Annotated in this window: 16 protein-coding genes and 1 pseudogene; 6 read left to right on the top strand and 11 right to left on the bottom strand. The window is 62.6% G+C overall.

Annotated elements, in window-relative coordinates; genetic code table 11:
* Positions 1-139: 139 nt before the first annotated feature.
* The 3 genes from AMK05_RS19445 to AMK05_RS19435 form a co-directional block, all read right to left on the bottom strand.
* The gene (locus AMK05_RS19445; RefSeq protein ID WP_064840735.1) at positions 140-1,006 is read right to left on the bottom strand and encodes a tetratricopeptide repeat protein; all 867 of its coding nucleotides are present in this window, start codon (positions 1,004-1,006) and stop codon (positions 140-142) included.
* Positions 1,007-1,141: 135 nt separating this feature from the next.
* Positions 1,142-1,354, bottom strand: coding sequence for a 30S ribosomal protein S21 (rpsU, locus tag AMK05_RS19440; RefSeq protein ID WP_003585885.1), 213 nt, complete (start codon positions 1,352-1,354; stop codon positions 1,142-1,144).
* Between the two features lie 175 nt (positions 1,355-1,529).
* Positions 1,530-3,149 (bottom strand): adenylate/guanylate cyclase domain-containing protein, encoded by a 1,620-nt coding sequence (locus tag AMK05_RS19435; protein ID WP_064840734.1) that lies wholly within the window; start codon positions 3,147-3,149, stop codon positions 1,530-1,532.
* A 217-nt stretch (positions 3,150-3,366) separates the two neighbouring features.
* Between AMK05_RS19435 and AMK05_RS19430 the strand changes: the two genes are divergently transcribed.
* Complete coding sequence (locus AMK05_RS19430; RefSeq protein ID WP_064840733.1) at positions 3,367-5,538, top strand: CHASE2 domain-containing protein; 2,172 nt, start codon at positions 3,367-3,369, stop codon at positions 5,536-5,538.
* 6 nt (positions 5,539-5,544) lie between these two features.
* Here AMK05_RS19430 and AMK05_RS19425 read toward each other — a convergent pair whose 3' ends face one another.
* Positions 5,545-6,567 carry a FecR family protein gene (locus AMK05_RS19425; RefSeq protein WP_064840732.1) on the bottom strand — a complete coding sequence of 341 codons (1,023 nt, stop codon included), beginning with the start codon at positions 6,565-6,567 and terminating at the stop codon, positions 5,545-5,547.
* A gap of 295 nt (positions 6,568-6,862) precedes the next feature.
* On the opposite strand from AMK05_RS19425, the gene AMK05_RS19420 reads away from it, so the two are divergent.
* The 5 genes and pseudogenes from AMK05_RS19420 to AMK05_RS19400 all read left to right on the top strand — a co-directional run bounded on the left by AMK05_RS19420 (position 6,863) and on the right by AMK05_RS19400 (position 12,545).
* The gene (locus AMK05_RS19420) at positions 6,863-8,116 is read left to right on the top strand and encodes a sarcosine oxidase subunit beta family protein (protein ID WP_064840731.1); all 1,254 of its coding nucleotides are present in this window, start codon (positions 6,863-6,865) and stop codon (positions 8,114-8,116) included.
* 109 nt (positions 8,117-8,225) lie between these two features.
* Positions 8,226-8,567: a sarcosine oxidase subunit delta gene (locus tag AMK05_RS19415; protein ID WP_064840730.1), complete on the top strand. Its 342-nt coding sequence runs from the start codon at positions 8,226-8,228 to the stop codon at positions 8,565-8,567.
* Positions 8,564-11,557, top strand: a complete 2,994-nt coding sequence (locus tag AMK05_RS19410; protein WP_064840729.1) for a sarcosine oxidase subunit alpha — start codon at positions 8,564-8,566, stop codon at positions 11,555-11,557. Before AMK05_RS19415 ends, AMK05_RS19410 begins: the two co-directional genes overlap by 4 nt.
* Positions 11,550-12,098, top strand: coding sequence for a sarcosine oxidase subunit gamma (locus tag AMK05_RS19405; protein WP_064840728.1), 549 nt, complete (start codon positions 11,550-11,552; stop codon positions 12,096-12,098). The genes AMK05_RS19410 and AMK05_RS19405 overlap by 8 nt, the downstream gene beginning before the upstream one ends.
* Before the next feature lie 47 nt (positions 12,099-12,145).
* A pseudogene (locus tag AMK05_RS19400) lies at positions 12,146-12,545 on the top strand (VOC family protein).
* A 15-nt stretch (positions 12,546-12,560) separates the two neighbouring features.
* On the opposite strand, the gene AMK05_RS19395 reads toward AMK05_RS19400, so the two are convergent.
* The 7 genes from AMK05_RS19395 to AMK05_RS19365 all read right to left on the bottom strand — a co-directional run bounded on the left by AMK05_RS19395 (position 12,561) and on the right by AMK05_RS19365 (position 24,162).
* Positions 12,561-13,049, bottom strand: a complete 489-nt coding sequence (locus tag AMK05_RS19395; RefSeq protein ID WP_064841451.1) for a MaoC family dehydratase — start codon at positions 13,047-13,049, stop codon at positions 12,561-12,563.
* An 89-nt stretch (positions 13,050-13,138) separates the two neighbouring features.
* Positions 13,139-15,118, bottom strand: coding sequence for a glycogen debranching protein GlgX (glgX, locus tag AMK05_RS19390; protein WP_064840727.1), 1,980 nt, complete (start codon positions 15,116-15,118; stop codon positions 13,139-13,141).
* Between the two features lie 12 nt (positions 15,119-15,130).
* Positions 15,131-16,762 carry an alpha-D-glucose phosphate-specific phosphoglucomutase gene (locus tag AMK05_RS19385; RefSeq protein ID WP_064840726.1) on the bottom strand — a complete coding sequence of 544 codons (1,632 nt, stop codon included), beginning with the start codon at positions 16,760-16,762 and terminating at the stop codon, positions 15,131-15,133.
* Positions 16,763-16,768: 6 nt separating this feature from the next.
* Positions 16,769-18,211 carry a glycogen synthase GlgA gene (glgA, locus tag AMK05_RS19380; RefSeq protein WP_064840725.1) on the bottom strand — a complete coding sequence of 481 codons (1,443 nt, stop codon included), beginning with the start codon at positions 18,209-18,211 and terminating at the stop codon, positions 16,769-16,771.
* A 3-nt stretch (positions 18,212-18,214) separates the two neighbouring features.
* Positions 18,215-19,477, bottom strand: coding sequence for a glucose-1-phosphate adenylyltransferase (gene glgC, locus AMK05_RS19375; RefSeq protein ID WP_064840724.1), 1,263 nt, complete (start codon positions 19,475-19,477; stop codon positions 18,215-18,217).
* Between the two features lie 18 nt (positions 19,478-19,495).
* Complete coding sequence (glgB, locus tag AMK05_RS19370; RefSeq protein ID WP_064840723.1) at positions 19,496-21,703, bottom strand: 1,4-alpha-glucan branching protein GlgB; 2,208 nt, start codon at positions 21,701-21,703, stop codon at positions 19,496-19,498.
* Positions 21,700-24,162, bottom strand: coding sequence for a glycogen/starch/alpha-glucan phosphorylase (locus AMK05_RS19365; protein ID WP_064840722.1), 2,463 nt, complete (start codon positions 24,160-24,162; stop codon positions 21,700-21,702). The genes glgB and AMK05_RS19365 overlap by 4 nt, the downstream gene beginning before the upstream one ends.
* Positions 24,163-24,232: the final 70 nt, after the last annotated feature.

Below are 24,232 nucleotides of genomic sequence, written 5' to 3'. Positions count from 1 at the left end.
TCGAAGCAGCGCCATGTTAGGTGGAGCAGGAGCAGGTTGCAACATACTATGATATGTCATCGAGGCCGAAGGCAGGTTTTCGGTCTGTCGTTTCGAGGCCCGTGCGGCGGCCGATATTTCGGCCGCCCGTCTCGCGTCCTTAGCCGGCTGAGGCGCCGACGCGGGTGAGGCCATCGCGGGCCGGCTGGTACTTGGGATCAAGGCCGACGGCATGGCGATAGGACCGGGCGGCCTTCGCCTTGTCGCCCCGCCGCTCGTAAACCAGCGCCTGGTTGGCCCAGGATTCGGCGACGTTGCCGTTGAGTTCGATCGCATGGTTGAAGTCGGCAAAGGCGTTGTCGTTGTCGTTCAGCGCGATATAGGAAATGCCGCGGCCATTATAGGGCTCGGGCGAATTCGGCGCGAGCGAGATCGCCTTCGAGAAATCGTCGATCGCCTTGTCCTGCTGATTGCGCTTCTGGTAGATCAGGCCACGATTGTGATAGGCGCGGCCATCGGTGGTGCCGAGCTGTATCGCCTTGTCGAAATCGTTGAAGGCCTGGTCGTCCTGGCCGGCCATGCGATAGACGTTGCCGCGGCCGATATAGGCGACGTCGTAGCTCGGATTGATTTGCAGAGCGGCATTGTAATCGCTGATCGCCTGGGCCTGCTGGCCCATATTGCGATAGACCAGGGCGCGGTTGGCATAGGCCTGGAAGAACCGAGGATTGATCTGCAATGCAGTGTTGAAATCGTTCAGCGCCTGGCGGAACTGGCCGCCGCGGCCATAGGCGGAACCGCGGACGTTGTAGCCTTCGGGGTCCTTGGGATTGGCGTTGATGACAGCCGTTAGCGAGGCGATATTTTCTTCCGAACCCTGCGCCTTGTCGATGCGGATCACGGCATCCGTGGTGTTTGTCGTCTCACAGCCGGCAAGGCCGAACATTGCGGCCATCGCCAAAGCGGGCAGGAATGCGGTTTTCTGCAGGCGCCAGGCGCGGGACGGATTGAAGGTGTTGACAGCCATTCGGGCTCGCTTTCCCCATGCGGCATATCCGATACCGGGATATGCGATCTTCAGCGGCAAACTAAAAAAGGCGGTGGCGAACCCATCGCCCCCGCCACAATGCATCTGAAAACGTCGAAAAAACGACGGCAACGCTCAGCGTGCGACCAGACCTTCGCGCTGGGCGCGCTTGCGGGCCAGCTTGCGAACGCGGCGAACAGCCTCGGCCTTTTCGCGTGCACGCTTCTGCGACGGCTTCTCGTAGTAGTCGCGCATCTTCATTTCGCGGAAAATGCCTTCGCGCTGCATCTTCTTCTTGAGAGCGCGGAGAGCCTGATCGACATTGTTATCGCGGACAAGTACCTGCACGAGAATCACGTTCCTTTGGTTGGTGATGCCTGCGGCGGCGCAGCGCCAGTGGGCAAAAATATAACGTTCGCGCGGCCGCAGCCTTGCGATTGGTGATGCGAGATAGCAGATCGGCTATAGGAAGTCCAGATGGATATGGGAAGCGGGTGGAAAAATCGCGATTGACCCTATCCGGTCACGATCCGGCTGTCTCGGCCGCGGTTTCGTCCAGCGCTGCGATCGCCTCCTTGAGAGCCGTTCTGACCCGGAGGCGATCGGCCGGCTCCAGCCGGCTCATATCGAGATGCAGGTCGAGGCCCGACAAGTGTTCGCTGAGCACGCGGCTCTTATGGTCGGCCCCTAGCGTCAGCCCATCCACCGCATAGGGCACGATCTCGCGCTGTATGCCCTTCATCGTGATCGGCGGCAGCGGGTGCGCGTCGACGATTTCGGTGACCAGCGCATAGGTTTCGTAGCTGATGACGATTTGTCCGCCCTGGGCGATCGATTGCAGCCGGGCTGCGAGATTGGCCTCCGCCCCGATGATCGTATAGTCCATTCGGTCGCTGCTGCCGAAATTGCCGACATTGCAATAACCGCTGTTGATGCCCATTCGGACGACGAAAGGCTCTTCGGTGCCGTTTCTGCGCCATCTGTCCTTGAGTTCGCCGAGACGGCGCTGCATGTCGACGGCCATGCGCAGACAGGCTTTGGCATCCTCTTCCGGACCTTTGGTTTCCGGGTCGCCGAAAAACACCAGCATCGCGTCGCCGATGAACTTGTCCACCGTGCCGCCATGTTCCAGGGCAATGTTCGACATCTCCGTCAGATATTCGTTGAGCATCTCCGTCAGCGCTTCCGGCTGCAGCCGCTCGGTGGTGGCGGTGAAATCCTTGATGTCGGAGAAGAAAATCGTCAGGCGCTTGCGCTCGGTATGGACCACCACATCCTTCTGCCCGGAGAAGATGCTCTTGTAGATCTGCGGCGAGAGATAGCGCGAGATCTTCAGGGAAACGCTGGCGAGGAACTCGTTCGCCGCTTCCAGATCCTGGTTGGCACTATGGATCGCGCTCGCCTGCTGCCGCTGCAGCAGAATAAAGCTGATGCCGATGACGGCGACGAACAGAAAATAGCAGAGCAGGTATTTGAAGGCGAAGACGTTGCTGGCATAGGGCTGCCGGATGATGACTTCCTGGATGCCGCGCACATCGCCGACTTTCCAATCGGTCTTCGGGCTTTCCGGATGGCTATTGTGGCAGGCCACGCAGGCCTGGCCCATGACGACGGGGGTGATGAACCGCAAGGTGTCGGTCAGGCCGACACGGGTGAGATCGTTCAGAGTTTGCTGCGGATTGGCGCGCAGCGCGGCGAGAGCCTTGTTCTCGAATTCGTCGAGTTCGTGGGAGGCGCGGCTCTTGAACGGCAGGTCGGAGACGAATCGGTAGGTGATATTGGCCTGCTGCTCCTTGATGACGTCGCCGAGTTCCAGGGAAAGCGTCGCCGGCAGCGGAATGGCGCCTGGTATATTGGCGTAGTTGTGCGAGACGGTCGTGCCGTCGGTCGCACCGCTGGCGTGGGCAGCGAGAACACGGCCCACGACGTTGGCGGAATAATAGGCGCGGATGCTCGATATCAGCGAACTCATGTCGCGCGCCTGACGCCGCAAGGTATTTCCCGAGAGATCGCTGATATCGAGCCAAACGGCCAGCGGCAATCCCGCGAGCATTGCCAGCACGACGACAATCAGCCAATAGCCGCTCCGGCGCGCGGCGGTTTCGGAAATCACGGCGACCCCTCGTTCTTCTCTGGAAGGCATTCGATTTTCGACTGCTACAAGAACATTTCGCCGGCTGCCCGGCAAGATCGAAGCCCTGCATATAGCCAAAAGCCGGTCTAACCCGGATGTGTAGCGCGGCCCATTGAAAGAGAGGACCGCCACGGCATGTCCGAATGGCGTTTGGAGCGAAAGCGGCGTAGCCTGCAGGCCGGTGCGGGCCACTCTGCGGGCCGTGGAGGGGACACCCGGTGAGATCATGACGCGAGTCCAGCAATTCGGTGTCGTTATCGGCCTGGTGATCGTGGCGCTGCTCACGATCCTGCGGGCGGAAGATCCCGGGATTTTCAAGCTGATCCGCGGTGTGACCTTCGACGAATATCAGCGGTTGGTTCCAAGGACCTTCGAGCCGATGCCAGTCCGAGTCATCGATATCGACGAGGCCTCGTTGCGCGAATTCGGACAATGGCCCTGGCCGCGGGACCGGCTCGCCCTGTTGGTGGACCGGCTTTCTCAAATGGGCGCTTCCGCCATCGCCTTCGATATCCTGTTCTCGGAGCCGGACCGGCTGTCGCCGCGCAATGTCGTGCGCGAGGCCGCAGGCGTCGATCCGTCACTTGCCGAGAAGCTGCCTGACAATGACGAGATATTCGCCCGGTCGATTGCCGAGAAGCCCGTCGTGCTCGGCTTTGGCCTTTCCAATGAGGGCAGTTATCGGCCGCCTGTCAAAGCGGGTTTCGCCTTCACGGGCGAAAGCCCTGTCTCGGCTCCCCCCTATCTCGGCGCCTCGACGCCGCTCAGGCCGCAATTGGAGGCGAATGCGGCCGGGCTCGGCCATATCAGCCTCAATCCCGGCAATCCCTCGCCGGTGGTGCGGGCGGTTCCGCTGTTTTTGACCGACGGCCAACAGCTCTATCCCAATCTCGCCATCGAGGCGCTGCGCGTCGCGCAGGGGGCGTCGACCTATGTTCTGTCGGGCGCGCCCGATCGCGCCGGCATCATGACATCGGCGAAGATCGGCGATTTCGTCGTGCCGCTGACGGCGGCGGGCGAACTCTGGCTCTATGTCAGCCCCGACCGGGCCGAGCGGTACATATCCGCCCGGCAGGTGCTTGCGGCCGAAGGCGCCTCTCCCGAAGTCGCGGCCGCCATCGACGGCAGCATCGTCTTTGTCGGCACTTCGGCGGCCGGCCTGCAGGACATCCGCGTCACGGCGCTCGGCGAGAACGTGCCCGGCGTTTCGCTGCATGCCCAGGCGGTCGAGCAGATGCTTTCCGGCCATTTCCTGTCACGGCCCGACTGGGCGGACGGACTGGAAATCCTGACGATTGCCGTGCTCGGATGCCTGCTCGTCGTGGTGACGACCTTCGTCAGCCCTGCCGTCGCGCTGATCTGCGGCCTGTTGATTACGGCACTGGCACTCGTGGCCTCCTGGCTCTCCTTTCTCTATGCCGGGCTTCTTTTCGATCCGCTGGCGCCGATCGTCAGCGGATCGATCATTCATTTTGCCGCGACGTCCTTCCGGATCCTGGTGATCGACCGGGAGCGGCGGGCGGTGCGGCGCGCCTTCGGGCATTATCTTTCGCCATCGCTGCTCCATCGTATCGAGCACACCCGCGATGCCCTGCGCCTCGGCGGCGATGATCGCGAACTGACGGTCATGTTCGTCGATGTCCGGAATTTCACCGAGATCAGCGAGCGGCTGGCGCCGACCGACGTCGTTGCCTTCCTGAATACGCTGCTCGATGCGCTGAGCCGCCATGTGGTGGCCAATGAGGGCACACTCGACAAGTTCATCGGAGACTCGATCATGGCGTTCTGGAATGCGCCCGTCGATGTGACCGATCATGAAACCAAGGCTGTCCGCGCAGCGCTTGCCATGCGCGAGACGCTCGCCGAATTGAACGCCGGCGACGCCTTCGGCTTCGGACCCGGACAACAGGTCGGGATCGGCATCGGCATCCATACCGGTCTTGCCTGCGTCGGCAATATGGGAGCCAAGACACGCTTCAACTATTCGGCGGTCGGTGATGCCGTCAACGTCGCGGCCCGCATCGAGTCATGCTGCAAGGAGGTCGGCTTCGATATCCTCATCTCCGACAGCACGGCGAGGTCGGTGCAGGGGATGGCGCTGATCGAGGCCGGCGCCCTACCGCTCAAGGGAAAAAGCAGCCGGACGCAGATCCTTGCCGTCGTCGGTGATGAGCGGGTCGCGGCATCTCAGCAATTCGCTGCGCTAGAGGTCGTTCACAGGCAGTTGATGGAGGCCTTGCAATCACATTCGCGGAACAGCCGGAAACTGATCGGTGCCGTCAAGCTCAGGGCGGTGCAGGTGACCGGCGCTCTGGCGGAATTCTACCAGCGCATATCCGGCAGGGCCGATCATTTTCGCGAGGCGCCGGAGGGGAGCGAAAAGAGCGCCGCCGACTGAGGGACTTCAGCGTCCGCGATGGAAATTCCGGCCCCTGTCGTTGGCCCGGTCTCTGTCATGATCACGATCATGATCGCGATCGCGGTCTCCGTCATGATGGCGGTCATGGTCTCGATGATCCTCGCCATGATTTCCCGGCTTGCCGTCGTTGTCATGCCGGCCATGGCCATCATGCTTGTCGGGCCTATCCGGCTTGTCGTGATGCGGCCTGTCATGATCCGGTTTGTCATGATGCGGTTTGTCGGGCTTGTTCGGCCGCTCTTTCTGTGGCTCGGCTTGCCTCTGCGGCGGATTCTGCCTTTGCGGCACAGGCGCAATCGCCGGCGGCGGCGGTTTTCTGTCTTTTCGCTCCGGCGCGGCTGACGCCATGTTGCAGCCGCCGAGCATGCCGATGCCGCCTGAAAGCCGCTGATTGCCGGAGAGGAAGGGGAGCGCGCGGGGATTTCCGAGCGTATCGAGAATGCTCGGATCCACCCGGCGTGCCGCCGACATGTTGCCGTTCGGCTTGGCCACCACGCAATCGCAGCGTTGCTGCAATTGCCGGCAGCCGCCCGGGCCGCAAAACCGGGCGGCGCCGTTCAACAGGACGACGGCGGTCGTGCCATCGGGGCCGACATAGAAATCGAAAGCGGTGCCGCGCACGCCGATCGTGCCGGCGGGTGTGAGGATCTGGTAGGCGGAGGAATTGGAACTGCCGCTCACCCAGCGAAACGTGCCCTTTGCCGCTCTGATGGTGAGTTTCTTGACCGATTGGGAATCATCGAAGACATATTTGTCGATCACGACCGACGAGCCCCAGCCGACCGCGAGCTTCGTGCCGTCACGAAACAGGAACTGGCCAAGTCCGGACGGGGAGGTCTTGATGCGTTCGTTGCGATGGACGCTGGTGTCGACTTCGATGGGGCCGCTCTGTCCCGTCACCTCCGTCTTGATAACGACAGCCTGGCCGACCGGCTCGGCGGCGAGTGCCGGTTGCGCGACGGCAACCACAATGCAAAGCGCCTGGAGTAATGAACGCCGACCCCACATGATACAGGAACCCCGGGAACATGGGGTGAATTAACATTTTAGTAACTGCTTGTCTTCTCGCCCACTTGGATTAGCGCCGTGCGGCGGCCCCAAGGAAGGCCGGTTTTGCTTCATCCCGCCGAACAGCCTCGGAAGCCGCGCGCTGTCTGCGAAAACCGCGCAGTTTTCGGCATCATGTCGCTCAGTGTCAAAAGCAAAGCATTTGGCTGTCGCAAAAGAACCGTTGTGCCGCATTTGGATTTGCGATTTGTATGGGCGCGGAGAACAGCCCTTGCCCTATAGGAGAAGAAGGCGGATGCGGAAATATTCGGTTTTTGCCGTGGCGCGGGAGGCCCTTCGTGGCCACAAGGGCTGGGAGAAGCAGTGGACTTCGCCTGAGCCGCGCGCCGAATACGACGTCGTTATCATCGGCGCCGGCGGCCACGGGCTGGGTGCGGCCTATTACCTCGCCAAGGAGCACGGCATCACCAATGTGGCGGTGATCGAAAAGGGCTGGCTCGGCGGCGGCAATACCGGGCGCAACACCACCATCATCCGCTCGAATTATCTCTACGAAGAGAGCATGCAGATCTACGAGCATTCGATGAAGCTCTGGGAAGGGCTTTCTCAGGAGCTCAACTACAATGTGATGTATTCGCCGCGCGGCGTGATGATGCTCTCGCACAATATTCACGACCAGCAGTCGTTCAAGCGGCATATCCATGCCAACCGGCTGTACGGCATCGACAATGAATGGCTGACGCCGGAGCAGGCCAAGGCCTATTGCCCGCCGCTTGATATCTCGGCGAGCGCCCGCTACCCGATTAACGGCGCGGCGCTGCAGCGGCGCGGCGGCACGGCGCGGCACGACGCGGTCGCCTGGGGTTATGCCCGCGCAGCCTCGGACCGCGGGGTGCACATCATCCAGAATTGCGAAGTCACCGGCATCCGCCGCGGCCCCGATGGACGCGTGACCGGGGTCGAGACTTCGCGCGGTTTCATCGGCGCCAAGAAAGTTGCCGTGTCGGCCGCCGGCCACACGTCGACGATCATGAAGATGGCCGATGTGCGCGTGCCGCTGCAATCGAGCCCGCTGCAGGCGCTGGTCTCCGAGCCGCTGAAGCCGATCTTTCCGTGCGTCGTCATGTCGAACACGGTGCATGCCTATATCTCCCAGTCCGACAAGGGAGAGCTCGTCATCGGCGCCGGCACCGACCAGTATAATTCCTATTCGCAAACCGGCGGGCTGCAGATCATCACCCATACGCTCGACGCCATCTGCGAACTCTTCCCTATGTTCCGGCGCGTCAAGATGATGCGGCAATGGGGCGGCATCGTCGACAATACGCCGGATCGTTCGGCGATCCAGTCGAAGACGCCGGTTCCCGGGCTCTACGTCAATTGCGGCTGGGGCACCGGCGGCTTCAAGGCGACGCCTGGCTCGGCCAATCTCTTCGCGCATCTGATTGCCCGCGACGAGCCGCACAAGTTCAACGCCGGGCTGACGCTGGAGCGCTTCCGCAGCGGCCGGCTGATCGACGAGGCGGCGGCGGCGGCGGTGGCGCACTGATGATGCGTGTTGTCGCTCAGATGCTCGCTCCTTTCGTTGCTCACCCCCTCATCCGCCTTGCAGGCACCTTCTCTCCGCTGGAGAGAAGGGGAGGAGAAGGAAATCACACATGCTGCTGATCCATTGCCCTTACTGTCAGGAAGAGCGCTCGGAGCTTGAATTCCGCGGCGCGGGTGACGCGCATATCGTGCGGCCCGCCGATATCGCCTCGGTTTCGGACGAGGAATTCGAGGCCTATTTCTTTCTGCGCGACAATCCGAAAGGCCTGATCTTCGAACGCTGGCGGCACATTCATGGCTGCGGGCGCTTCTTCAACGCGGCGCGCGATACGGTGAGCGACAAGTTCATCGTGACGTACAAGGCGGGCGAGCCGAAGCCTGAGATCGGCGCTAAGGCCGAAAAGCACGCGCCTGTCGAGACATATGAAGCCGTGGAAGGAGAGGCGCAATGAGCGGCGTGAACCGTATCGTCGGCAAGGGGCGCCTGACGCCGGCCAAAACCGCGCGCTTCAGCTTCGACGGCGAGACCTATACCGCGCTGGAAGGCGATACCGTCGCCTCGGCGCTGATCGCCCACGGCGTGCATCTTCTGGGACGTTCGTTCAAATATCACCGGGCTCGCGGTATTCTGTCGGCCGGCGCCGAAGAACCGAACGCGCTGATCGACGTCGCCCGCGATAAGGCGCGCAAGCAGCCGAACGTGCGCGCGACGGTGCAGGAAGTCTTCGACGGCATGATCGTCAACTCGCAGAATCGCTGGCCCTCGCTCGCCTTCGACGTCGGCGCGGTCAACAATCTGATGTCGCCGTTCTTCGCCGCCGGCTTCTACTACAAGACGTTCATGTGGCCGCGCGCCGCCTGGAAAAGCGTCTACGAACCGCTCATCCGTCGTGCCGCCGGCCTCGGTGTCGCGCCGACGGAGGAAGATCCGGATCATTATGCCAGCCGTTATGCTCATTGCGACGTGCTGGTGGTCGGCGCCGGCGTTGCCGGACTTTCGGCGGCCCTGGCCGCGGCCGGGACCGGTGCCAAGGTGATCCTCTGCGACGAGCAGGCGGAAGTCGGCGGCGCATTGCGCTACGATGCCGGCGTGACGATCGACGGCCAGGAGGGTTATGCCTGGGCGCAGAAGGCTGTGGCGCGGCTGAAGGCGATGGACAACGTCGACGTGCTGGTCCGCACCACCGCCTTCGGCTACTACAACCACAATTTCGTCGGTCTCGCCGAGCGCGTGACGGATCATATCGCCAAGCCTTCTCAAGATCTGCCGCGCGAGCGGCTGTGGCAGGTGCGGGCCAAGCGAGTGGTCCTCGCCAACGGCGCGATCGAGCGGCACATGGTATTTCCGAACAACGACCGGCCGGGCATCATGCTGGCTTCGGCGGCGCGGATGTATCTCAATCACTACGGCGTCGCTGTCGGAACCAAGGTCGGCATCTATACGGCGCATGACTCGGCCTATGAGGCGGCTTTCGATCTGAAACGGGCTGGTGTTTCGGTCGCCGCCATCGTCGATTGCAGGCAGGCGCCGGGAGCGGCGGTGCTGGAGGAGGCGCGTGCGCTCGGCATCGACGTCCTGACCGGGCAGTCGGTGATCAACACGGCGGGACGGCTGCGCATCTCGTCGATGACGGTGGCGCGCAACGGCGGCGGTTCGCCGCGCAAGATCGCAGTCGACGCATTGCTGGTTTCGGCCGGCTGGACGCCATCGGTGCATCTGTTCTCGCAGTCGCGTGGCAAAGTGGCCTTCGATGCCGAAAGCCAGCGTTTCCTGCCCGGCTCCTATGCGCAGGACTGCCTTTCGGTCGGCGCCTGCAACGGCACCGACGATCTGCAGCGGACGATCGAGGAATCGCTCGCCGCGGGCGAGCTGATGGCGCAGGCCACCGGCAGAAGCAGCGGCGAGAAGATCGCCATTTCGGCCGAGCAGGCCTATGACTGGACCGGCGGCATGATCGGCGCTGCCGAAGGCGCCGGCCCGAAGACCAACGCCAAAGCGTTCATCGATTTCCAGCACGACGTTTGCGCCAAGGACATCCGCCTTGCCGTGCGCGAGGGCATGCACTCGATCGAGCATATCAAGCGCTTCACGACCAACGGCATGGCTTCGGACCAGGGCAAGCTTTCCAACATGCACGGCCTGGCGATTGCTGCCGAAATGCTCGGCAAGGAGATCCCACAGGTCGGGCTCACCACTTTCCGCGCGCCCTATACGCCTGTTACCTACGGTACGCTGGTCGGCCATTCGCGCGGAGAGCTGTTCGACCCGACGCGCAAAACGCCGCTGCACAACTGGGAAGAAGCGCATGGCGCCGTCTTCGAGGATGTCGGTAACTGGAAGCGTGCCTGGTTCTATCCGCAGGCCGGTGAGAGCATGCACCAGGCGGTCGCCCGCGAATGCCGCACAGCCCGAGAGTCGGCCGGTATTTTCGACGCTTCGACGCTCGGCAAGATCGAGGTAGTGGGGCCGGATGCGGCGAAGTTCCTCAACCTCATCTACACCAATGCCTGGGACACGCTGAAGCCGGGCAAGGCCCGCTACGGCATCATGACCCGCGAAGACGGCTTCGTTTATGACGACGGCGTCGTCGGGCGACTGGCCGAGGACCGTTTCCATGTGACGACGACGACCGGCGGAGCGCCGCGCGTTCTTCACCACATGGAAGATTACCTGCAGACGGAATTCCCGGACCTGAAGGTATGGCTGACCTCGGTCACCGAGCAATGGGCGGTCATTGCCGTGCAGGGACCGAAGGCGCGCGCGATCGTCGAGCCGCTGGTCGAAGGGGTCGACCTCTCGAACGAGGCCTTCCCGCATATGAGCGTTGCCGAGTGCACGGTCTGCGGCGTGCCTGCGCGGCTGTTCCGCGTCTCCTTCACCGGCGAAATCGGTTTCGAAATCAACGTGCCGGCCGATTATGGCCAGTCGGTGCTCGAAGCCGTCTGGGCCAATGCCGAGCCGCTTGACGCCTGCGTCTACGGCACGGAGACGATGCACGTTCTGCGCGCCGAGAAGGGCTACATCATCGTCGGCCAGGATACTGACGGGACGGTTACCCCGGATGACGCGGGCGTTGCCTGGGCCGTTTCGAAGAAGAAGAAGGACTTTGTCGGCATTCGCGGCCTGCAGCGCCCGGACCTGGTCAAGGAAGGGCGCAAGCAGCTCGTCGGCCTTGTCACCAAGGATCCGAAGCTCGTGCTTGAGGAAGGCGCGCAGGTCGTCGCCAACCCGAACGAGCCGAAGCCGATGACAATGCTCGGCCACGTCACCTCGTCCTACTGGTCGGAAAACTGCGGCCGGTCGATCGCCTTCGCGCTCGTCGCCGGCGGCCGAGCGCGGATGGGCGAGACGCTCTACGTGCCGATGCCGGACCGGACGATCGCCGTCGAGGTGACGGATCTGGTGTTCTTTGACAAGGAAGGAGGCCGCATCCATGGCTGATGTCGCAATTCGCAAGCCTGTGCTTGCCGGCCGCCTCGGCGGCTCCGCAACGGTACGGCTGACGGTAGCACCCACTGCAAGCAGGGTGGCGTTGCGCGCGCCGGCGGGTTCGCTTGCCGCGCTTTCCAAAGCGCTCGGTCTGACCGTTCCGACCGTCCCGAAAACATCGGGGCGGGCCGGCGCCCGATCGGTGCTCTGGATCGGGCCGGACGAATGGCTTGTCATCGACGAGGACGGCGCCGATCTGATGACGGTGCTTTCCGGGGTCAGCGCCGTGCATTCGGCGACCGACGTTTCGCACCGCAATCTCGCAATCATCGTCTCGGGACCGGGTGCGGAAAAAACGCTTGCCGCCGGCTGCCCGCAGGATCTGTCGTTGTCTTCCTTTTCGGTCGGAGCCGCGTCGCGGACGATCCTCGGCAAGGCGGAGATCGTGCTTCTGCGCACCGATAAGGACACGTTCCGGGTGGAGTGCTGGCGGTCGTTCTCGGATTTCGTCTTCGGGCTGCTCGACGAGGCGGCTCACGATGCCGGCCATTGAGGCCGGACCGATCCCGGCTGCGTAAGCCTCATTCAAGGGATGAGTAAATGCTGCACCATGCCTCCCTCGGCGTTTCCGATATCGAGCGGTCCGTAGCATTTTACGATGCCGCCCTTGGTGCTCTCGGCTATGTCAGGGTCTGGGACGACATCAGGCCGGGGCAGACGGGACAGGCGGTCGGCTACGGCCTTCCCGGCGGCGGAGACAAACTGGCGATCAAACATCGGCCGGATGGCCAGCGCCCGGCCGGCCCGGGGTTTTCATCTGGCCTTTGCCGCCCCGAGCCGCCAGGCTGTCGATCAGTTCCATGCTGCGGCAATCGCACATGGCGGCGATGACAATGGTGGTCCAGGCTTACGCCCTCACTACGGCGAACACTATTATGCGGCGTTCGTGATGGATCCGGACGGGCACGCACTCGAAGCCGTCTGCAAGTCGGCCGAGTAGCAAGCGGCGTTTTGCTCAAACGTCCTCGGGACGATCCTTCGGGTCGAATTGGATGATGGTGATCCATCTTGCCGTCAGCGCCGGCTTCTTCTCGTTTTCGATCTCGATCGATGCGTCATAGGTGGTCATCAGCATGCCGCCGCCGCGAAAGCGGGCGTCGGCGAGCAGAAAGCGGCCGCGGACGCGGGTGCCGCTTTTGACCGGTGTCATGAAGCGGACACGATCGAAGCCGTAATTGATGCCCATGGTTTGCTCGCGCACTCTCGGCAAGCAGTTGTAATTCATCGCCGACAGCAGAGACAGCGTCAGGAAGCCGTGGGCGATGGTGCCGCCGAACGGGCTTTCGGCGGCTGCGCGCTTGGGATCGACGTGAATGAACTGATGGTCGTCTGTCGCCCCTGCAAAGGCGTCGATCATCGTCTGGTCGACGGTGATCCAGTCCGAAAGGCCTGTTTCCATGCCGATCAGTCCCCGCACGTCGGAGAGTGAAATTTCCGTGACCATGAATTCCTCGTGAAATAGGCCGCCGGCCCAAGCCTTATCGTGCATTTATGACGATTGCGACAAGGATTTGCGCAAGCGGGGAGAGCCGGTCAATTTTCTACGAAAAAGGCGACGGAGCGTGGCTCGACGGTCACTCGGGCGCCGGCTTTGTTGGCTCCATCCGGCGTCAATTGACGCCAGCCCGGTTCGGTTCCGGACGGGAGCGTGAAGGATTGCCGGTCGCCCGAACGATTGAAAAGCACGGCAAGCCGGGTCTGCCTGCCGCGCGCGGAGAGGTCGCCTGTGGAAAGCAGCATGCCGAGGGTGGAAAGCGACGGCGTTTCCCATTCGGCGACGGTCATCGGTTCCCCCGAAAGCGATAGCCATTCGACATCGCCGTTTCCTGACAGGAAGCCGGTTTCGGAGAAGACCGTGAAGCGGCGGCGCAGCCCGGCGACGAAAGCGGTATGGGCGACGAGGTCTTCGTCCAGCGCCTTCCAGTCCAGCCAGGTGATCTCGTTGTCCTGGCAATAGGCGTTGTTGTTGCCTTGCTGGCTGCGGCCTCCCTCATCGCCGGCCGTCAGCATGATGCTGCCGCGAGTGGCAAAGAGCGTCGATATCAGCGCCATCACATCGTCCCGGCGACGCTTGCGGATCGAGGGATAGAGAGTTTCCCCCTCGACGCCGTTGTTCCAGGAGTGGTTCTCGTTGTGGCCGTCACGATTGTGCTCGCCATTAGCATCATTGTGCTTGCCGGCGTAGGAAACGAGATCGGTCAGGGTGAAGCCGTCATGGGCGGCGAGGAAATTGACGCTGCGCGTCCCTTTGCCGTCGTTGCGGGAGAAGATGTCGGAGGAGCCGGCGAGTGCGGTCGCCAGCGCCCCGGTCTTCCACTGGTCGCCGCGCCAGTAGCAGCGCAGATCGTCGCGAAGCCGGTCGTTCCATTCCAGGAAGGGGCTGGGGAAATTGCCGAGCTGGTAACCGCCGGGGCCGATATCCCAGGGTTCGGCAATCATGATCCGGTCGGCGAGCACATTGTCGGAAAGGATCGCGGCCAGCGTTCCGCCGTCGCGCTCGAAGCCTGTCGCGGTGCGGCCGAGCACGGGGGAGAGATCGAAGCGAAAACCGTCGACGCCTGAATTGAGCACGAAGTGGCGCAGGCTGTCGATAATGAGACGGCGAACCTCGGGATGATCGCAGGCGAGCGTGTTGCCGGTGCCGGTGTCGTTGACGAGTTCGCCGGGGCTGTTCTGGGCGTGGCGATAATAATGCAGGTTGTCGAGGCCGCGCAGCGACAGCGTCGTCCCGTAACGGTCGCTCTCGCCTGTATGGTTGAAGACGAGATCGAGGATGACGGCGATACCCTCGGCATGGAGCGCTGCGACCGTCCGGCGCAGTTCCGCCATGCCACCCGGCGCCAGCCGCGGATCGAGCGCCATGAAGGCGACCGGATTGTAGCCCCAGCCGTTGGTGAGGCCGAGCGGCGGCAGGTGGCGCTCGTCGATCCAGGCGGTGATCGGCATCAGTTCGACGGCATCGACCCCGATCCGCTTCAGATGCGCGATGACCGAGGGATGCGCAAGAGCGGCCACCGTGCCGCGCAGAGCCTCCGGCACATCGGGATGGAGGATAGTGAAGGGCCGGACCGCCACCTCGTAAATGAAGCCGCCCGGTTTGAAGAGCGGCTTGCCGATTTCGGCTGGGGTATCGGTGGTGACGATCGCCTTGGGCATCAGATCCTGGCTGTCCTCGCCATAAACGCCGAGGCGGGGATCGTAGCGGAACGGCCTGTCGATCTCCTTGGCGTAGGGATCGACCAGCAGTTTGGAGGGATCGTACCAGAGGCCGCTGTCGGGGGCGTAGATACCGTCGGCGCGATAACCGTAGCGTGCGCCCGCCTTCAGGCCGTCGACAAACAAGCGGTGGACGTGATTGCCGTCGCGCGCCATCGGCAGCCGCGCGAATTCCCTGTTGCCGTCATCCTCGAAGAGACAGAGTTCGATCTGTGCGGCATGATGCGACCACACGGCAAATTCGACGCCGGTCTCGAAGACGATCGCGCCGCATTGCGCCGAACTTTCTCCCCGCATGTTCCCCCCGGATCAGGTGATCACGGTTGGCGCATCGCGTCCCGTGCGTTCACGAATGCTGGCAATGCTTTCGGCGGCGGCGATCAGATCGGCGAGCGCTTCCTGCGTTTCGATGTTGTGGCGAGTCGAATCCGGCTCGTAGCGCTCGATATAGACACGCAAGGTTGCGCCAGACGTGCCGGTGCCGGACAGGCGGAAGACGACGCGGGAGCCGCCCGCAAAGAGCACGCGGACACCCTGATGCTCGCTCACCGATTTGTCGATCGGGTCGTGATAGGCGAAGTCGTCGGCCTTTTCGACTTTCAGGCTGCCGAAGCTCTTGCCGGGCAGGGTGGAAAGCTGGCTGCGGAGATTGTCCACCAGGCCGTTGGCCGCATCGGTGTCGAGGCCTTCATAGTCATGGCGCGAATAATAGTTGCGGCCGTAGGTCTGCCAGTGCTGGGTGACGATATCGGCGACGCTTTCGCCGCGCACGGCAAGGATGTTCAGCCACAGCAGCACCGCCCAGAGGCCGTCCTTCTCGCGGACGTGACTGGAGCCGGTGCCGGAGCTTTCCTCGCCGCAGATCGTCGCCATGCCGGCGTCGAGCAGATTGCCGAAGAACTTCCAGCCGGTCGGCGTTTCGTACATGCCGATACCGCGCTTTTCGGCAACGCGGTCGGCCGCGCCCGATGTCGGCATCGAGCGGGCGATGCCGGCGAGACCGCCGGAATAGCCGGGGGCGAGATTGGCGTTGGCGGCCAGGATCGCCAGGCTGTCGGACGGGGTGACGAAGATGCCGCGGCCGATGATCAGATTGCGGTCGCCGTCGCCGTCGGAAGCGGCGCCGAAATCGGGCGCGTCATCGCCCATCATCTCATCGAAGAGTTCCTTGCAATGCACCGGGTTGGGGTCCGGGTGATGACCGCCGAAATCCGGCAGCGGCATGAAATTGCGCACCGAGCCCAAGGGCGCGCCGAGACGATTTTCGAAGATTTCCTTGGCATAGGGGCCGGTGACGGCGCTCATCCCGTCGAAGGCAATGCGGAAGCCGAGGCTGATCAGATTGCGGATGGCGCCGAAATCGAACAGTTCTTCCATCAGCGCGGCATAGTCCTCGACCGGGTCGATGACCGAGAGGATCATGCCGCCGGGCAGCTCGTCTTTGCCGATGCGGTCGAGATTGACGTCGGCGAAATCGGCGATCTTGTAGCTGTCGATCGTCTTCGAGCGCGCATACATCGCGTCGGTGATCTTCTCCGGCGCCGGGCCGCCATTGTTGATGTTGTATTTGATGCCGAAGTCTTCGGTCGGGCCGCCGGGATTGTGGCTGGCGGACAGAATGATGCCGCCGAACGCTTTGTACTTGCGGATGATGTGGGAAGCGGCAGGCGTCGACAGGATGCCGCCCTTGCCGACCATGACCTTGCCGAAGCCGTTGGCGGCGGCCATCTTGATCGCCTTCTGGATAACTTCGCGATTGTAGTAGCGTCCGTCGCCGCCGATGACGAGGCACTTGCCCTGAAAGCCTTCCAGCGAATCGAAGATCGACTGGATGAAGTTCTCCGCGTAGTTCGGCTGCTGGAAGACCGGAACCTTCTTGCGCAGGCCCGACGTGCCGGGTTTCTGGTCCAGATAGGGCGTGGTGGGTACGGACTTGTTCATTTTAGTTCACATGCCTTTCGAGACGAGGCTTGAATAGAGGGCAGCGTAGCGTTCGGCGCTCTTCTCCCAGGAGACATCCGATTTCATGCCTTGCTTTTGCAATTGGGTCCAGAGTTTTCGGTCCGCGTAAAAATGCATCGCACGGCGGATTGCCTGTAGCATGCCCGTTTCCGTCACGGGTGAAAATTGTATGCCGGTTGCCACTTTCGCCGCAAGTGCGGCGTGATTGGCGTCGATCACCGTGTCGTTCAGTCCGCCGGTGCGGGCGACGATCGGCACGCAGCCGTAACGCAGGCCGTAAAGCTGGGTCAGGCCGCAGGGTTCGAAACGCGAAGGGATGATGATCGCGTCGCAGCCGGCCTGCATCAGGTGCGACATCGGCTCGTTGTAGCCGATCGACACGCCGATACGGCCGGGATGGCGGCTGGCGGAGGCAAGCAGTGCGCCTTCGAGTGCCGCGTCGCCGGAGCCGAGCACGACGAGCTTGCCGCCCATGGCGACGATTTCGTCGGCGACATTGGCGACAATGTCCATGCCCTTTTGCCAGGTGAGCCGGCTGATGACGCAGAAGATCGGGGCGTCGTCATTGTCGAGATGGAAGAATTCGGCGATCGAGCGGCGGTTCTCCTCGCGGTTCTTCAGCGTCGTCGGGCCATAATGGGTGTGGACGACGGGATCGGTCGCCGGGTTCCAGATATCGGTGTCGATGCCGTTGACGATGCCGTGCAGATTGTCGATGTGGCTGGCAATGACGCCCTCGAGCCCCATGCCGAATTCCGGCGTCAGTATCTCGTCGGCATAGGTCGGGCTGACCGTGGTGATCGCGTGGGCGGTCTGCAGGCCGCCCTTGAGGTAGCCGACGGTGCCGTAATATTCGATGCTGTCGGTGGCGAAGGCGTGGGCCGGCAGGCGCAGGCCGGGAAAGATCTCGGGGCCGAACTGGCCCTGGAAGGCGATGTTGTGGATGGTCAGCACGCTCGGCAGTTCCGGCGTCGGATAATAGCGCATATAGACCGAGGTCAGCGCCGCCTGCCAGTCGTGCGTGTGGACGAGATCGGGCCGCCAGCCGGGCAGCAGTCCGGCGGCGATCTCGGAGGCGGCGAGCGAAAGAGCGGCGAAACGCCGCCAGTTATCGGGATAGTCCTTGCCGAGCGGATCGACATAGGGGCCGCCCGGCCTGTCGTAATAGGCGGGTGCGTCGAGGATGAGCAGATCGAGGCCCTCATGCTGGACCTCAAGCACGGTCGCCGGCTCGCCGAGCAGATCGGGGAATTCGAGCCTGACGACCGGGTCGCGAATGACCTTCATGACGGCGGGATAGCCGGGCAGAAGGGTCTTGGTCTCGACCCCGAAGGCTTTGAGAGCGATTGGCAGGGCGCCTGACACATCGGCCAGGCCCCCTGTCTTGATCAAAGGGAAGACTTCGGATGAAACCGAAAGAACTTTCATAAGTCAGATATCCAGCTTGTCGATCATCGGTTGAGTGATCAGGCAGATGCCGCTTTCCGTCCGCCGGAAGCGCTTGGCGTCGAGTTCGTCATCTTCGCCGACAACAAGGCCTTCCGGAATGACGACACCATGGTCGATCACCACATTCTTGAGCTGGGCCCGCCGGCCGATCTTGACGTTCGGCAGGATGACCGCACCTTCGAGTTTGGAGAAGGAGTTGGCCCTGACACCGGTAAAGAGCAGGCTGTTGTTGAGGCTGGCGCCCGAGATGATGCAGTCGCCCGAGACGACGGAGGAGGTGGCCGAGCCGCGGCGATCCTCGTCGTCGTGGACGAATTTGGCCGGCGGGGTGATCTCGGCATAGGTCCAGATCGGCCAGGACTTGTCGTAGATGTCGAGTTCCGGAACGATCGCCGTCAGGTCGATATTGGCCTGCCAATAGGCGTCGATCGTGCCGACGTCGCGCCAATAGGGCTCATGCTCGAAATCGGAGCGGACGCAGGACTTGGCGAAGCGGTGGGCGACCGCCTTACCGTTCTTGACGATATAGGGGATGATGTCCTTGCCGAAGTCGCGGCTCGAGTTCGGGTCGGCGGCATCCCGGCGCAGCGCATCGAGCAGGAATTTGGTGTGGAAGACGTAGATGCCCATCGAGGCAAGCGCAAAATCCGGTTTGTCGGGAATGGGCGGCGGATCGGCCGGCTTCTCGACGAAGGCGATGATTTCGTCCTTGTCGTTGACATGCATGACGCCGAAGCCGGTCGCTTCCATGCGCGGCACTTCCAGGCAACCGATGGTGACGTCGGCGCCGGAATCGACGTGCTGCTGCAGCATCCATTCATAATCCATCTTGTAGACATGGTCGCCGGCGAGAATGACCATGTATTCGACACCGTAATCCTCGATGATGTCGATGTTCTGATAGACGGCGTCGGCGGTGCCTTCATACCACTGCGTTTCCGAAACGCGCTGGCTGGCCGGCAGGATGTCGAAGCTTTCGTTACGCTCGGGGCGGAAGAAGTTCCAGCCGCGCTGCATGTGGCGGATCAGCGAATGCGCCTTGTATTGCGTCGCGACGCCAATGCGGCGGATGCCTGAGTTCAGGGCGTTCGACAGGGCGAAATCGATGATGCGGGCCTTGCCGCCGAAATAGACGGCGGGTTTGGCACGCCGGTCGGTGAGTTCCTTGAGGCGGCTCCCCCTGCCGCCGGCCAGAACATAAGCCATTGCATCGCGGGCAAGTGGCTGAACACGCTTTTCTACCATTTTCTCCTCCCACCAGTACTAATTTTCAGGTTCAAGCATGATTGTCGCCAAGGGCGGCAAGGTGATCGAGCAGGTGATGTCGCCGCCGGCATCGACGGCCTGCACGCGCCCGCCATTGCCCTTGCCGCTGCCGCCGTAAATATCGGCATCGGTGTTCAGAATTTCCCGCCAGCGGCCTGCGGACGGCAGGCGGATCGTGTAGTTCTCGCGGTAGACGGGGGTGAAATTGGTGATGACGGCGACCGGCTTCTGGCCCGGTGCCTTGCGCAGCCAGGCAAAGACGGAATTCTGGTGGTCGTCGGCGACCAGCCATTCGAAACCTTCGCCCTCGCAGTCACGCTCATGCAGCGCCGGCTTGCTGCGATAGGTGAAGTTGAGGTCGCGCACCAGGCGCCGCATGCCCTCATGCATGCGATATTGCAGCAGGTTCCAGTCGAGCGATTTCCCCTCGCTCCATTCGCTCCACTGGGCGAATTCCTGACCCATGAACAGCAGCTTCTTGCCGGGATAGCCCCACATATAGGCGTAGTAGGCGCGCAGATTGGCGAATTTCTGCCAGTCGTCGCCCGGCATCTTGGCAATTAGCGAGCCTTTGCCGTGGACGACCTCGTCATGCGAGAGCGGCAGGACGAAATTTTCCGAATAGGCGTAGAGCAGGCCGAAGGTGAGCTCGTTGTGATGGTGCCTGCGGTGTATCGGATCGCGGCTCATATAGCTCAGCGTGTCGTGCATGAAGCCCATGTTCCACTTGAAGCCGAAGCCGAGGCCGCCTTCATGCACGGGTTGGGAGACCTTCGGCCAGGAGGTGGATTCCTCGGCGATGGTCATGACATTGGAATGATTGCCGTAGAGACGGATGTTGAGATCCTGCAGGAAGCGGACCGCTTCGAGGTTCTCGTTGCCGCCATATTCGTTCGGGATCCATTCGCCGTGTTTGCGGGAATAATCGAGGTAGAGCATCGAGGCGACGGCATCGACGCGCAGGCCGTCGAGATGGAATTTCTCGGCCCAGTAGAGCGCGTTGTTGACGAGATAGGAAACGACCTCGGTGCGGCCGAAATTGTAGATCGCCGTGCTCCAGTCCGGGTGGAAGCCCTTGCGCGGGTCTTCGTGCTCGTAGAGTGCCGTGCCGTCGAACCAGCCGAGGCCGTGCTCGTCGGTCGGAAAATGCGCCGGCACCCAGTCGAGGATAACGCCGATGCCGACCTTGTGGCAGCCGTTGACGAAACGGGCAAAACCCTCCGGCTCGCCGAAGCGGGCGGTCGGTGCGTAGAGGCCTGTCGTCTGGTACCCCCAGGAGGGGTCATAGGGATGTTCGGTGATCGGCAGGAATTCGATATGGGTGAAGCCCATGTCGGCGCAATAGGGGATGAGGCTGGAGGCAAGCTCGTCCCAGGAAAGCATCGTGCCGTCGTCCCGGCGCCGCCAGGAGGCGGCATGCACCTCGTAGATCGAGATCGGCTGGCGGCGCTTGTCGGTCTCGCGCCAGTGCTTCAGATGGGCTTCGTCTTCCCACTCCTGCTCCAGATCGACGGCGGTGATCGAGGCGGTCTTCGGCCTCAGTTCGCTGCGGCGGGCGAAGGGATCGGCCTTCAGCGGCAGCAGCACGCCGTCCTGGCCGCGGATCTCGAATTTGTAGGCAACGCCGATCGGTACATCAGGGGCAAATATTTCCCAGATGCCGCTATCGGAGCGGAAGCGCATGACGTGGCGGCGGCCGTCCCAATTGTTGAAATCGCCGACGACGGAAACGCGCTGCGCGTTCGGGGCCCAGACGGCGAAATGGATGCCCTGGGCGCCGTCATGCTTGATGAGGTGGGCGCCCATCTTGTCGAACAGGCGCAGGTGCGAGCCCTGGCGAGCGAAATAATCGTCCATCGGCCCGAGCACCGGACCGAAGCTGTAAGGATCGGTGACGGCCCATTCGGCATCGCCGCGCCGGGCGCGGTAACGCACCGGCTGGAGTTTGGTAAGGGAAACGAGGCCGGCGAAGAAGCCGTCGGCATGGAGCTGTTTCAGTTCGCCGATGACGCTGCCGTCGAGCATCATGGCGGTCACTTCCTCCGCACCCGGGATGAAACACCGGGCGACGAAAGCGTCGCCTGCCTGGTGCACCCCTAGGACGGCAAAGGGATTGGAATGCGAGCCGGCAAGGATCGCCGCGATTTCATCTGCCGAAATTTCCCAGGAAAGCGTTACTTCAGGGACGTTTTTCGGCGTTTTCATCCGGCTCTCCAGATTTCGTCGGCATATTGCCTGATCGTACGGTCGGACGAGAACCAGCCCATCCGCGCCGTGTTGTTGATCGTCTTGGTGTACCAGGCGGACTGATTGGTCCAGATCTGATCGACTTCACGCTGGGCCTGGGCGTAGGCGTCGAAATCGGCCGCGACCATGAACCAGTCGTGGGAATAGATGCCGTCGATCAGCGAGGTGTAGCGATTGCGGTCATCGGGCGAAAAGACGCCCGAGCCGATGGCTGAGAGCGCCTGGGCGAGTTCGCGCGACCCCTCGATGATGGCGCGGGGATTGTGGCCGTCGCTGCGGACCTTCGAGACCTCGTCCGCCGTAAGGCCGAAGATAACGATGTTGTCTTCACCGACATTGTCGCGCATCTCGACATTGGCGCCGTCGAGCGTGCCGATGGTCAGCGCGCCGTTGAGGCCGAACTTCATGTTGCCCGTGCCGGATGCTTCCATGCCGGCGGTCGAGATCTGCTCGGAGAGGTCGGCGGCCGGAACCATGACCTCGGCGAGCGAAACATTGTAATTCGGCACGAAGACGACCTTCAGCAGGCCGCGCACCGACGGATCGTTGTTGATCGTGCGGGCGACGTCGTTGATCAGCTTGATGATCAGCTTGGCGTTGTAATAACTCGGCGCCGCCTTGCCGGCGAAGAGTTTGACGCGCGGCACCCAGTCGAGCTCGGGATGCGAGCGGATCTGGTCGTAGAGCGCGACGGCCTCGATGATGTTCAGAAGCTGGCGCTTGTATTCGTGGATGCGCTTGATCTGGATGTCGAACATCGCCGACGGATCGAGCTTGACGCCCATGCGGCTGGCGACGAGGTTGGAGAGCGCCACCTTGTTGGCGCGCTTCACCGCTGCGAACTGCTGCTGGAAGCTCGGATCCGAAGCGTGCGCCTCGAGCGGGCGCAGCTTCTCGGCATCGTCGAGGAATTCGTCGCCGATCGCCTCGCGGATCAGGCCGGTGAGACCGGGATTGCACTGCTGCAGCCAGCGCCGCGGCGTGATGCCGTTGGTCTTGTTGTTGATGCGGTCGGGATAGAGCTTGTGCAGGTCGGCAAAGACCGTGACCTTCATCAGGTCGGTATGCAGGGCCGAGACGCCGTTGATCGAATGCGAGCCGACGAAAGCGAGGTTGCCCATGCGCACGCGGCGGTCGCCGCTTTCATCGATCAGCGAGATCGAGCGGATTTCGCCATCGGAGAAGTTCTTGCCCTTGCGCGCGTCGAGCAGAATCTTGGCGTTGATCGCATAGATGATCTGCATGTGGCGCGGCAGCAGACGCTCGAACAGCGGCACCGCCCAGCTTTCCAGCGCTTCCGGCAGCAGCGTGTGGTTGGTGTAGGAGAAGGTATGGCGGGTGATTTCCCAGGCCTGGTCGAAATCCATCCCGTGAACATCGCAGAGCAGACGCACGAGTTCGGCGACGGAGACGGCGGGATGGGTGTCGTTCAACTGGATCGCCACCTTATCCGGCAGCGAGGTGAAATCGTCATATTGCTGCAGATGGCGGCGCAGGATGTCCTGCAGCGAAGCCGACGAGAAGAAGAATTCCTGGCGCAGGCGCAGTTCCTGGCCGGCCGGGGTGGCGTCGGCCGGATAGAGAACTCGGGTCAGGCTTTCGGCCTTGTTGCTTTCGCGCAGCGCCCCGATGTGGTCGCCGGCATTGAAGGCATCGAGCAGGATCGGATCGATCGGCTGCGCCGACCAGAGGCGTAGCGTGTTGACGCGCTTGCCGCGCCAGCCGACGGCCGGCGTGTCGAAGGCGGCGGCGATGACGCGCTCGGCCGGTTTCCAGACGTAGCGCGGCTGGTCGTCATGGGTGGTGATGAATTCGACGGCGCCGCCGAAGCCGATTTCATAGGCGCTCTCGCGGCGCTCGAACTCCCAGGGATTGCCGTGGGCGAGCCAGTTTTCCGGCAGTTCCACCTGCCAGCCATCGGCCAGTTGCTGGCGGAAGAGGCCGTGCACATAGCGGATGCCGTAGCCATAGGCGGGGACGTCGACCGTCGCCATGCTCTCCATGAAACAGGCGGCGAGACGGCCGAGGCCGCCATTCCCGAGGGCGGCATCCGGCTCCAGGCCGGCAATGACGTTGACGTCGACACCGAGCGAGGTGAGCGCATCGCGCACCTCCTCCATCAGGCCGAGATTGGAGACGGCATCGCGCATCAGGCGGCCGATCAGGAATTCGAGAGACAGATAATAGACGCGCTTGGCGCCGGTCGCATAAACCTCGCGGGTGGAGGCCATCCACTTGTCGATGATGCGGTCGCGCACCACCAGGATCGTCGCGGTCAGCCAATCGTGCGGCTTTGCCACCTTGGCGTCCTTGCCGATGCGGTAGGTCAGGCGTTCGATGATTTCTTCGGCGAGAATTTCCGGCTTCGAGCTGCGCGGGGCGGGGGAGGGAATAATCGGCTTGGAAACGGTATTCATTGTCAGATCTCGCCAATTTTAATTTGGTTTCAGGATGTTATGCCTGATTTAATCGATTTGTCGCTTGTGC

This window comes from Rhizobium sp. N324 (assembly GCF_001664485.1).
Lineage (GTDB): Bacteria > Pseudomonadota > Alphaproteobacteria > Rhizobiales > Rhizobiaceae > Rhizobium.
Note: the sequence above shows the minus strand (reverse complement) of the source record. Positions and strands in the feature narration are given on the sequence as shown.